Annotated in this window: 1 pseudogene; it reads left to right on the forward strand. The window is 68.6% G+C overall.

The window, feature by feature from the left end:
- Nucleotides 1-229: 229 nt before the first annotated feature.
- A pseudogene (locus I0Q12_RS33935) lies at nt 230-761 on the forward strand (acyl-CoA dehydrogenase); the annotation flags it as partial.

A 761-nucleotide genomic window follows, 5' to 3' on the forward strand; every position in this document is an offset into this window, starting at 1 on the left:
CCCCCAGGGCTTTCGGGGCGCATGTGTTGCCCCCGCCACACCCGCCCGGCCAAACAAGTATTACCTGTATAACTAGGTCGTTGGCAAGAGGCCGAACAGAATTCCCGGGTGCGATCCCTCGCGCCCGGCGGGTCGAGAGGCCTACGCTCGAGAGACGCGGGTAAGTGCTATCCAGGACGTAGATGACGTGGTTAACTAAGTCGTCGAATCCAAGCCTGGAAGGAGTGTCGTGGACTTTGCGCTGAGCGACGAACAGGAAGCCCTCGCCGGGGCTGAGCGCGCCTGGCTCACCAAGAACGATCCGATCGCAGCGCGACGGCCGGGGATCGACGACGGCCCGGCACGCACCACGGCCGCCGGGGTGCGGCACCTCGCCGAGTCCGGACTGATCGGGCTCCTCACCCAGGACGCGGGCGGCACCCAGGTGGATCTCGCCGTGCTCGTCGAGGAGCACGGTCGCGCGGCAAGCCCGCTACCCGTCGCGGAACTCGCGCTCGCGACACGGCTGCTCGAACAGCTCGACCATCCGGCCTACGAGGCCGCCGAATCGGGCACCGAACTCGTCGTACCGGCGCTGACCTCCCTGGAGAGTCCCGCTCTGCACGCGCAGATCGACGGCACACGACTGCGACTGAGCGGCACGACGGCGCCGGTGACCGGCCTGATCGACGCGAACAGCGTCCTGCTCGTCGCCGCCACCGACAGCGGCGCCGAGGTGGGTGCCGTGGTGCCCGTCGACGCGATCTCGGTCCGAGTCCTCG

Origin of the sequence: Rhodococcus sp. CX (genome assembly GCF_015865005.1) — a bacterium.
Classification (GTDB): domain Bacteria; phylum Actinomycetota; class Actinomycetes; order Mycobacteriales; family Mycobacteriaceae; genus Rhodococcus.